At 62.8% G+C, this 10498-nt stretch carries 6 protein-coding genes, 2 pseudogenes and 2 riboswitches; of the genes and pseudogenes, 7 read left to right on the top strand and 1 reads right to left on the bottom strand.

The window, feature by feature from the left end; all coding sequences use genetic code 11:
* Positions 1 to 446: 446 nt before the first annotated feature.
* From WS95_RS34340 to WS95_RS34335, 5 genes and pseudogenes are all read left to right on the top strand, one after another.
* A pseudogene (locus WS95_RS34340) lies at positions 447 to 2756 on the top strand (YadA family autotransporter adhesin); the annotation flags it as partial.
* Between the two features lie 231 nt (positions 2757 to 2987).
* Positions 2988 to 4127, top strand: a complete 1140-nt coding sequence (locus WS95_RS29030; protein WP_059827498.1) for a DUF2827 domain-containing protein — start codon at positions 2988 to 2990, stop codon at positions 4125 to 4127.
* A 14-nt stretch (positions 4128 to 4141) separates the two neighbouring features.
* The gene (locus tag WS95_RS29025) at positions 4142 to 5329 is read left to right on the top strand and encodes an EAL domain-containing protein (protein WP_082747025.1); all 1188 of its coding nucleotides are present in this window, start codon (positions 4142 to 4144) and stop codon (positions 5327 to 5329) included.
* A gap of 66 nt (positions 5330 to 5395) precedes the next feature.
* Positions 5396 to 6550 carry a DUF2827 domain-containing protein gene (locus WS95_RS29020; RefSeq protein ID WP_059827494.1) on the top strand — a complete coding sequence of 385 codons (1155 nt, stop codon included), beginning with the start codon at positions 5396 to 5398 and terminating at the stop codon, positions 6548 to 6550.
* Positions 6551 to 6732: 182 nt separating this feature from the next.
* Positions 6733 to 6906 (top strand): annotated as a pseudogene (locus WS95_RS34335) (transposase); the annotation flags it as partial.
* 181 nt (positions 6907 to 7087) lie between these two features.
* On the opposite strand, the gene WS95_RS29015 reads toward WS95_RS34335, so the two are convergent.
* Entirely contained in the window at positions 7088 to 8110 is a 1023-nt protein-coding gene (locus WS95_RS29015; RefSeq protein ID WP_034209009.1) for an ABC transporter substrate-binding protein, read from the bottom strand.
* Between the two features lie 139 nt (positions 8111 to 8249).
* A riboswitch (guanidine-I (ykkC/yxkD leader) is annotated at positions 8250 to 8371 on the bottom strand.
* A 432-nt stretch (positions 8372 to 8803) separates the two neighbouring features.
* Positions 8804 to 8935: riboswitch (guanidine-I (ykkC/yxkD leader) on the top strand.
* Between the two features lie 57 nt (positions 8936 to 8992).
* Here WS95_RS29015 and WS95_RS29010 point away from each other — a divergent pair.
* The gene (locus tag WS95_RS29010; protein WP_059827492.1) at positions 8993 to 9748 is read left to right on the top strand and encodes an urea amidolyase associated protein UAAP1; all 756 of its coding nucleotides are present in this window, start codon (positions 8993 to 8995) and stop codon (positions 9746 to 9748) included.
* 11 nt (positions 9749 to 9759) lie between these two features.
* Complete coding sequence (locus WS95_RS29005) at positions 9760 to 10416, top strand: urea amidolyase associated protein UAAP2 (RefSeq protein ID WP_059827490.1); 657 nt, start codon at positions 9760 to 9762, stop codon at positions 10414 to 10416.
* Positions 10417 to 10498: the final 82 nt, after the last annotated feature.

The following is a 10498-nucleotide window of genomic DNA, read 5'->3' as shown; positions in this document are numbered from 1 at the left end:
GTGGTTCGGTGAGTTCGCTGTCGACGTCGGCCTCGACGGGGATCAGCACGGCCCAAAGCGGGGTGACGTCGCTGTCGACTGGCCTGAGCACGACGAACAGCTCGGTGAGTTCGCTGTCGACGTCGGCGTCGACGGGGATCAGCACGGCCCAAAGCGGGGTGACGTCGTTGTCGACTGGCCTGAGCACGACGAACAGTTCGGTGAGTTCGCTGTCGACGTCGGCCTCGACGGGGATCAGCACGGCCCAAAGCGGGGTGACGTCGCTGTCGACTGGCCTGAGCACGACGAACAGCTCGGTGAGTTCGCTGTCGACGTCGGCCTCGACGGGGATCAGCACGGCCCAAAGCGGGGTGACGTCGCTGTCGACCGGCCTGAGCACGACGAACAGTTCGGTGAGTTCGCTGTCGACGTCGGCGTCGACGGGGATCAGCACGGCCCAAAGCGGGGTGACGTCATTGTCGACTGGCCTGAGCACGACGAACAGTTCGGTGAGTTCGCTGTCGACGTCGGCGTCGACGGGGATCAGCACGGCCCAAAGCGGCGTGACGTCGTTGTCGACTGGCCTGAGCACGACAAACAGTAACGTGGCGTCGCTGTCGACCTCGACGGCGTCGAGCGTGGGTTCGCTGTCGACGGGCTTGAGCACGACGAATAGCAACCTGGATTCGCTGTCGACGTCGGCTTCGACGGGGATCAGCACGGCCCAAAGCGGCGTGACGTCGTTGTCGACTGGCCTGAGCACGACAAACAGTAACGTGGCGTCGCTGTCGACCTCGACGGCGTCGAGCGTGGGTTCGCTGTCGACGGGCTTGAGCACGACGAATAGCAACCTGGATTCGCTGTCGACGTCGGCGTCGACGGGGATCAGCACGGCCCAAAGCGGCGTGACGTCGTTGTCGACTGGCCTGAGCACGACAAACAGTAACGTGGCGTCGCTGTCGACCTCGACGGCGTCGAGCGTGGGTTCGCTGTCGACGGGCTTGAGCACGACGAATAGCAACCTGGATTCGCTGTCGACGTCGGCTTCGACGGGGATCAGCACGGCCCAAAGCGGCGTGACGTCGTTGTCGACTGGCCTGAGCACGACAAACAGTAACGTGGCGTCGCTGTCAACCTCGACGGCGTCGAGCGTGGGTTCGCTGTCGACGGGCTTGAGCACGACGAATAGCAACCTGGATTCGCTGTCGACGTCGGCTTCGACGGGGATCAGCACGGCCCAAAGCGGCGTGACGTCGTTGTCGACTGGGCTGAGCACGACAAACAGCAACGTGGCGTCGCTGTCGACCTCGACGGCGTCGAGCGTGGGCTCGCTGTCGACGGGCTTGAGCACGACGAACAGCAACCTGGATTCGCTGTCGACGTCGGCTTCGACGGGGATCAGCACGGCCCAAAGCGGCGTGACGTCGTTGTCGACTGGGCTGAGCACGACAAACAGTAACGTGGCGTCGCTGTCGACCTCGACGGCGTCGAGCGTGGGTTCGCTGTCGACGTCGGCTTCGACGGGGATCAGCACGGCCCAAAGCGGCGTGACGTCGTTGTCGACTGGGCTGAGCACGACAAACAGCAACGTGGCGTCGCTGTCGACCTCGACGGCGTCGAGCGTGGGCTCGTTGTCGACCGGCTTGAGCACGACGAATAGCAACGTGGCGTCGCTGTCGACCTCGACGGCGTCGAGCGTGGGCTCGTTGTCGACCGGCTTGAGCACGACGAATAGCAACGTGGCGTCGCTGTCGACCTCGACGGCGTCGAGCGTGGGTTCGCTGTCGACCGGCTTGAGCACGACAAACAGCACTGTGACATCTCTGTCGACATCAACTTCCAGCAGTGTCAGCTCATTGTCGACGGGCTTGAGCTCCACGAACAGCAGTGTGGCTTCGTTGTCTACATCCACATCGACCGCTCTCAGTTCGACAAATAGCAACGTTACATCGCTGTCAACGGGCTTGAGCACGACGAATAGTAGCGTTGCTTCGCTTTCGACTGGACTGTCCACAACGGACAATGCCTTGGCATCCCTTTCTACGGCAGTGGCACCGCTGACGTCGATCAAGACCCAGACGACCGACGGCAGTACGGCGATCGGCGCTGGTGCATCGGCCGCGCCGAACTCCACCGCCGTGGGCCAAGGCGCCAGCGCCTCCGGGGCAAATTCGACCGCGCTGGGACAAGGAGCAACCGCATCTGGGGAAAACTCGACGGCTGAAGGGCAAGGTGCGATTGCCTCCGGTAAAAACTCCAAGGCGAATGGCCAGGCCGCGGCGGCAACCGGCGACAACTCAACTGCGTTGGGACAAGCGGCAACGGCCTCGGGTCTCAACACGTTGGCCGTGGGGCAAGGAAGTACGGCAAGCGCGCCGAATTCCGCTGCGATTGGTGCAGGTTCGGTAGCTACACAGTCGAATACCGTTTCCTTCGGTTCTCCTGGGCACGAACGTCGCTTGACAAACGTGGCACCAGGGATCGATGGAACGGACGCCGCCAACATGAACCAACTGTGGCGTGTCCAGTCGAGCGTCAACGAAGTGGCACGTCGAGCGTACTCGGGTGTTGCAGCGGCAACCGCGTTGACCATGATTCCGGAAGTGGATCCTGGAAAAACGATCGCGGTCGGGATTGGGACCGGGAGTTACCAAGGTTACGGGGCAACTGCCCTTGGCGTATCGGTGCGATTCAGCGACAACCTGAAGGCGAAGCTTGGCGTCGGGATCAGCAGTAGCGGCAGTACGTATGGGGGAGGAGTCTCGTACCAGTGGTAAATCGGTGATTGACTCTCCGGGCGCGGCATTCATGCCGCCGCTCGGAGAGCCGAAAATCGAGATGCTATTACGTATCCCGTGTGAAATGCGGTGGGAGGTCAGACCAAAAAGTGCTGACAACCCATCGTACGTCGCTTGTTAATTTACTGGTGCGTAGTCGTAGAAATCGGGGTTGCTCTCAAGGGTAATGACCCAATACCTACCGTTACGAGAGAATTTTTGATGCAGCCAATGATCGGTCATCGCCCCAGCAGAAATCGTGATGGCGCGAGGCTAGCCGTCGGCATTTCGTTGTTTGCACGGGACGGCCAAGCGATCTGGGAAAACGGCATTCACCAGAACATCGCATTCCTCGCGATGATGTTGAAGCGCTCGGACCGCGTCGGCCCTGTTTATTTCCTGAACGGCGGCGACGCGAACGCGCTGCCGGCCGGCCTCGATCTCGACGGACTCAACGTACCGCTCGTGAAGCCAACGGATGTCACGCACGAGCTCGACGTCGTGATCGAGATGGGCGCGCAGTTGCCTGTCGAATGGATGCGGTACATGAAGGTGCTCGGCACAAAGATCGTCGCGTGCTACGTCGGCCATACTTACAGCGGTGTCACCGAAACTCCGATCTTCGACAAGCCGTCGGGCCACATCTTCAACGGCACTCAGTTCGACGAAGTGTGGGTACTCGAGAAGTCGCAGAAGATCGACGTTCCGCTGTTGCGCACGCTCGCGCGCGCGCCGGTCTATACGATTCCCCATCTATGGTCGACGTACTTTCTCGATCGACGCATCGCCGCGCTGAAGAGCGAAGGCATGATGTTCGGTTATCGGACGGGCCGCCGCCCATGGCGTCTCGCTACGCTTGAGCCGAATATCTCGGTCGTGAAGTCGTGCCACTACCCGATGCTTACGTGCGACGAGTTCTATCGCCGGCATCCGGATGCGGTACAACATCTGTTTGTCGTTAACTCCATGCACATGAAGGCGCATCCGACCTTCGTGCACTTCGCGAACAGCCTCGATCTCGTGCGCCAGCACAAGGCGACGTTCGAGCCGCGCATCGACCTACCGGGCTTCATGGCGCGCCACGCGGATGCGGTCGTGTCGCACCACTGGGAAAACGGGCAGAACTATCTGTATTACGACGTGCTGTACGGCGGCTATCCGCTGATCCACAACTCGACGCTGATCGGGGACGCCGGCTATTACTACCCGGACTTCGACTCGGCCGCCGGCGGCCGCGCGCTGCTCGAAGCGTGGCTGCATCACGACGAACGCCTCGACGACTACCGCGCGAAGGCGGGCCGGCTGCTCCAGTCGGTCTCGATCGACAACCCCGCGAACCTCGACGCGTTCGTCTCGCGTCTGGTCGCCTGAACCGGAGCATACGCATGTCGGACTCCAATGCCCGTCAAGCGCCGCGCGGAGCAACTGGATCGTCACCACCCAAGCTGTATGGAGGTGGTAAGCACCGCTGCGTAAAGGCGTTGATACAACGTGCTCTTGAGCAGGATGTGACCCATCGCGCGGATTCGGACATTAGGACCGCCGGCATGGTCCTGGCAGCGATTGCTCGAGGGCGGGTGATGCTGTGTGCTCAGCCTATCGTGAGCGTGCAGGATAGTGAACAGGTGTTGTATCACGAATGCTTGGTGCGTATCGTCGGCCCGGACGAACGTCCGATTGCATATCCAACAGCGTTCATCCCCAGTCTGGAGCGTCTGGAATGCATGCGATTCCTTGATCGTTATGTCGTTGGCATGGCCATTGATTTCATGGAGTCGAATGTCGATCTGCGTTTAGGGGTCAATATTTCCGCACAGAGCGCCAATGATGTTCGGTGGTGGCAATCAATTCTCCTGCTACTTGAAAGCAGGCCAGACATTGCTTGTCGCCTGGTCGTGGAGATTACTGAAACCACGCAACTGTCGTTCGAGTCGGGGCATGTGTTTGTCGAGCGCCTCCGGCGTACCGGCTGCAACATTGCCGTCGACGATTTTGGCGACGGATTCAGCATGGAAAACAGCACTCGGATCGCGTCGTTCGACATTATCAAGATCGCAGGTCGCATGTTGCCGCCCGACGGATGTGACGAGGGGCAGCGCAAGCGATTCGAAAAACTGGTGGCCCGCGCTCGAAACCTCGCAAGTCAGGTAGTGGTGGAGGGTATAGAAGGCGTTGACGGGCTGCGCACGGCCTCGTCGTCCGGGGCACAATGGGTGCAGGGTTACCACACCGGCAGGCCGGGGCGATTGAAAAAAGCGGAATGCTCTACTGTTGGACCGATAGAAAAATCGATGCGACAGTTCGACCGTGTCGCGGATGCATTGATGGATCGACAGTACGAAAAAAGAGCGCGTGACAGTGCAAGGCTGGCATATGAGTTTGGACTGTCAAGCGCGTTGCATGGAAGACATTCCGCCATCGCCACGGGCTTGCACAATGGCCTGATCGACGTGATGCGAAAGAACTCAGGTCGTTCGAACATATCGGAGCAGTTGCTTCAATGCTTCGTGGTGCTTGGCCGACTCAATGGCCAGACATTTGCTTCTGCGTTCGGATCAGGAGCCTCTACGTGACACATCGGGCGCCGCAATCGATGTCTGTATTTTATTAACGCGAAACCGGTCAAATTCGAGAAATCAATGGCAGGGACAATCACTCGACCTGAACCTGGTGCCGAGCAACGTCTCGTCGTCGGCGTGTCGCTGTTCGTGCGCGGCGCCGGCCAGTCGCTGTGGGAGAACGGCATTTTCCAGAACTGCCTGCTGCTGATCCTGTTGCTGCGCCAGTCGCCGCTCGTCGCCGAAGCCGTGATGGTGAACGGCGGCGAACACGTTGCCGATCCGCAGATGATGCTCGGCGAGTGGAACGTGCCGCTGCTCTCGATGGACGAAGCGCTCGAGCGCTGCGACGTGCTGATCGAAATGAGCGCGCAGTTCGGCGCGGACTACCTGCGCACGTTCCGCGAGCGCGGCGGCAAGGTGGTCACGATGCGGGTCGGCAACGACTACGTGATCGACATCGAACGCGCGATGTTCGACAAGCCGTCGGGCTTCCTGTTCTCGGGCGCGCCGTACGACGCGGTGTGGACGATTCCCGAGTTCGAGCGCTCGTGCCTGCACTACTACCAGACGGGCCTGCGCGCGCCGGTCACGATCGTCCCGCACATCTGGCACCCGATGCTGTTCGACAAGGCGCGCGCGACGCTCGGCGCCGGCTTGACGTTCGGCTATCAGCCCGGCAAGCCGCGCTGGCGCGTGACGATGTTCGAACCGAACATCTGCATGGTGAAGACGAGCATCATTCCGATGCTGATCACGGAGGAGGCATACCGCGCGAATCCGAAGTTCCTCGAGTTCGTGCGCGTGTGCAACACGATCCACCTGAAGGATCACACGACGTTCATCCATTTCGCGAAGAGTCTCGACATCGTCGAGCACGGCATCACGACGTTCGAAAGCCGCTATGCGGTGTACGAGTTCATGGCCGCGTACGGCGATGCGGTGGTGTCGCACACGTGGGAGAACGCGCAGAACTACCTGTACTACGAGCTGCTGTACGGCGGCTATCCGCTGATCCACAACTCGCCGTTCCTCGGCAAGGCCGGGTATTTCTATCCAGACTTCGATTGCCAGGCGGGCGGGCGCGCGCTGTTGCAGGCGTTCGCCGAGCACGACGCGAATCTCGACGCATACCGCGAGCAATCGAAGCACGTGCTTGATTCGGTCAGTATCTACAACCCCGGCAATGTCGCCGCATATTCCGACGCGATCGCGTCGCTCTATTGCGGCGCGTGACGCGCCACCCCTTTCCGGACGACGACATTAACGCGCGCATGCCTCTCACCCGCGCCAAACGGCTGATCGGCGCCGGCGGGGCCGGGCAGGGGACGGGCGCGCTAGCCCCGTTACGCTTTCCGTATTGCCCACCACACCGGCCGCTGGCCAACAGGAGTTCACAATGAAATCCCGCATCTTTCGGCGTTACGCCATCAACAACGGGCCGCCCTTCCTACCATCCGGCCGTGCTGCTGAAGATATACATCTACGACGACCTGAACGGGATTCAATTAAGCCTGCGTCTGGAGCGGGAATGCCAGTGCAATATCGAACTGATGTGGCTGACTGGCCGTCTGGCGCCAGACTTCAAAACGAGGCTCGCACACAGCCGCCCGCATCTCACCACAACGCTCATCGAGCGCCGCAGCCGTTCAACCGCGCACCTTGCCGAAGGTTCACGGCAGCGAAACATTCAACATTGCAGTCCAAAGCATTCGACCGGACCGGAGTTGTCCACCTGCGCGGCGCGTCCCCGCGCAGGCGAACGTGTTGCCGTCAACGCGCGTCGGTAAACCGCGGATCGATATACGCGTCGACGTCCTGCGACTGCTTGTACACGGCATTACGCACATTGAACGCATTCGCATTGCGCGTCGATCCGTAGATCGAATCGAGTCCGTCGCCCTTGCGGAACACACGCTTCGCGGCCGCCTCGTCGAGCAAGTGCGTGCCCTGCAGCAGCGGAAGGTATTGTGCCGGTGCGAGCCCGACGCGCGCCGACATGATCTTGACTGCGTCGGCCTGCGTCTTCGGATCGTTGATGTACGCAACGCAGCGATACCAGACCTTGACTACCTTCGCCCAGTCGGCCCGACGCGCGGCGAGACTCGCCGGCGCGACGGTGATCGCATCGTAGATCAGCCCCGGCGCATCCGCCGACGTGAAGATCGCGCGCGAACCCGGCGCGCGCTTCAACGCCTCGCCGGCGTTCGGTTGCCATGCGGCTACCGCCGCGATGTCTGCCGACGAACCGAGCACCTGCGGCAGTTCGTTGGTTTTCGCATTCACGAGCGTGACGTCGCTGTCCTTGAGCCCGTGCTTGCGCAGTGCGGTTTCGAGCAACAGGTGGTCGACCAAACCGAGCTCGACGCCGATCTTCTTGCCCTTCAGCGCCTCGACGGTGCGCAGCGGCGGCTTCGCGACGATCATGTCGTTGCCGGCCGAATAGTCGGTCAGCAGGATCATCACGTTCTTCGCGCCGGATGCGCCCGTCACGAGCGCATCGCCGTTGGTCGCCGCGACCGCGTCGAGCTTGCCTGCGGAAAACGCGTCGAGCGACGCCGAATAATCGAACCATTCGAAATCGACGTCGACGCCGGCCTCCTTGAACCAGCCCTTGTCGAGCGCGACCTGGAATGCGACCCAGCCGGGCCAGTCGCTGTAGCCGATCTTCAGCGGCGCGGCCGCTTGCGCGGCAGGCGCCGCCCATAACGCGGCAGCCGCGGCGGCGGCGCCCAATGCGTGGCGGATGAAACGGAAGGACGGCAGGCGGCGGAACGCCGGGGCGGGACGGGTCATCGTTGTTCTCCAGGAGACCGGGATCGGGATCGTCGATAGGACTGTGCGCGCGCACACGGTCCGGCCGCGTGACCGGTTCCTGCGGATGCGGAGCGAACGAAGCGGCCACGGAGAGGCGCGACGGCCGTTGCCATCGCCAATCTCCCGGGCTTTTGTCCCGCCGTGTAGCACGTGCGCATCCGGTCTCGCGACAGGATGAACGCGTGCCGGGCTGCTCTCGGACCAGACGTTCGACGAACCGGAACCCTAGCACCCCTAAGATGCGACGCCGCCGCACCTCTCGGCGTCATGCCGAGCGAGAAGCGTGCCAACGTCGCGCGGCAATGCGATTCAACGGCGGCGCAGGGGGCGCTGAAGTTCGATGAAGCGGACGGCGAACAGCGCGTGCAGTACGCGCCGGAGCAGGTCGAGCTTGTTCATGAAGGATCGGCGACGAGGTGAAGGTGCACGGATTCAGCAATGCCCATGCCATCGCGGATCGCGCGGTGCGCGAGCCCGCGATGCGCACTGCGCCGGTGCGCGGTTGCGTGCGCATGGTGCGCCGCGCGCCCGCCGCGAGGGCAAGCGAATGCGTCCGCCGTTCGCATCTCGCGCGGCATCGCGCCGCCGGGCCGCGTCGTACGGTCATTGGACGGCGGCTGGCACGCAACTCGCTTGTTCGACGCTCGAGAGGTGCGAAGCAATTTGCATCATCTTCAGGATCGCTAGGGTTCCGGTCGTGCGGCGTGCGCCGCGCGATGCCTGGTCCGAGAGCAATCCGGTCTTGCCTTCGCCTCGATACGAGGAAACGGCGAGGCTCCACGGAGGGATAAAAGCCCGGGAGGTCGCGATGTCGTTCGGTCGCCCTCTCACGCCCTTTGCCCAACCGACCCCGGAGCCGCCATGTCGCCGAGCCCCCAAGCCGTCCTTGCCCCACCGCCACACGTCGCGTGGGAAACGCTGATTCCCGCCGGAACCCACTGGTCCGGTATCCTGCGCCGCGGTCTCGCGCTGCGCATCGTCGATGTCGACGGCGGCGCGAACCTGTCCGCCGTCTTTCATCGCCAGGAAGACCTGCTCGAACGCTACAACATGGCCGACACGCTGAAGGCGCAGCATACCGCGCATCTCACGCGCGGCCATGCGCTGTATACGGACATGGGGCGCGTGATCGCGTCGATCACGGCAGACACGCTCGGCTGGCACGATCCGCTCGGCGGCGTCGGCGATGCGCGGCTGTTCGCGCACAAGTACGGCACGTCGTCGTACCAGGCCGACCGCAACGCGATGATCCGCAACGGCCGCGACAGCCTCGTGCTCGAACTCGCGAAATACGGACTGTCGGCGCGCGATCTCGCCGCGAACGTCAACTTCTTCAGCAAGCTGGCCACGCGCGACGACGGCACGCTCGAATTCGTCGCCGGACATTCGCTGGCCGGCAGCGCGTTCGACCTGCGCTTCGAGATGAATACGCTCGCGGCGTTTTCTACCGCGCCGCATCCGCTCGATCCGCGTCCGGACTACGCGCCGAAAGCCGTGAAGTTGATCGCGTATCGCGCGTATCCGGCCAATGGCGCGGCGCCCGAAGACGACCCGTGCCGGCGCGCATGCGTGGAGAACACGCGCGGGTTCGCCAATACCGACCGTCTGTTTGCATGAGGAGCGAGACCATGCCGATCATCGAAAGCCGGCTCGACCCGCGCGAAGCGATCCACGACATCACGCTGAACGCGGGCGATCCGTGGCTGCACGACCTGAAGCGCGGGCAGACGTTGCGCATTCTCGACCTGGAAGGCAACCAGGCCGTCGACACGCTGTTCTACCGCACCGACGATACGGAAGAGCGCTACAGCGCGCAGGACACGATCCGCGCGCAGCGCAACCTGTACCTGAGCGCGGGCAGCGTGCTCGTGTCGAACCGCGGCAACCCGATGGCGACGATCGTCGCCGACACGTGCGGCCGCCACGACACGCTCGGCGGCGCGTGCGCGGCCGAGAGCAACACGGTGCGCTATGCGCTCGACAAGCGTTACATGCACAACTGCCGCGACAGCTTCCTCAACGCGATCGCGCACTGCACGTGCGGCGTCGGCGCGCGGCTCACCAAGCGCGACCTGGTCGGCAACGTGAATTTCTTCATGAACGTGCCCGTCACGTCGCTCGGCGGTCTCACGTTCGAGGACGGCATCTCCGCGCCCGGCAAGTACGTCGAGATGCGTGCGGAGATGGACGTCACGGTGCTGATCTCGAACTGTCCGCAGCTCAACAACCCATGCAACGGCTACGACCCGACGCCCGTGCGCCTCATGATTTGGGAGGCCGAATGAATGATCGCCACGCTCACCGGCTTTGCATGGGACCGGAGCACGCACCGAAGCGCTACGCCGGATCGACTCGTTCGCCGCGCCC

This window comes from Burkholderia sp. MSMB1826 (assembly GCF_001526325.1).
GTDB lineage: Bacteria > Pseudomonadota > Gammaproteobacteria > Burkholderiales > Burkholderiaceae > Burkholderia.
The sequence above is the reverse complement of the archived record's forward strand: the minus strand, read 5'-3'. Positions and strand labels throughout refer to the sequence as shown.

Bases quoted from the DNA above. Each gene is read 5' to 3' on its own strand.
- WS95_RS29025 (WP_082747025.1), top strand. From the start codon at position 4,142: ATGTCGGACTCCAATGCCCGTCAAGCGCCGCGCGGAGCAACTGGATCG.
- WS95_RS29015 (WP_034209009.1), bottom strand. From the start codon at position 8,110: ATGACCCGTCCCGCCCCGGCGTTCCGCCGCCTGCCGTCCTTCCGTTTC.
- WS95_RS29020 (WP_059827494.1), top strand. From the start codon at position 5,396: ATGGCAGGGACAATCACTCGACCTGAACCTGGTGCCGAGCAACGTCTC.
- WS95_RS29010 (WP_059827492.1), top strand. From the start codon at position 8,993: ATGTCGCCGAGCCCCCAAGCCGTCCTTGCCCCACCGCCACACGTCGCG.
- WS95_RS29030 (WP_059827498.1), top strand. From the start codon at position 2,988: ATGATCGGTCATCGCCCCAGCAGAAATCGTGATGGCGCGAGGCTAGCC.
- WS95_RS29005 (WP_059827490.1), top strand. From the start codon at position 9,760: ATGCCGATCATCGAAAGCCGGCTCGACCCGCGCGAAGCGATCCACGAC.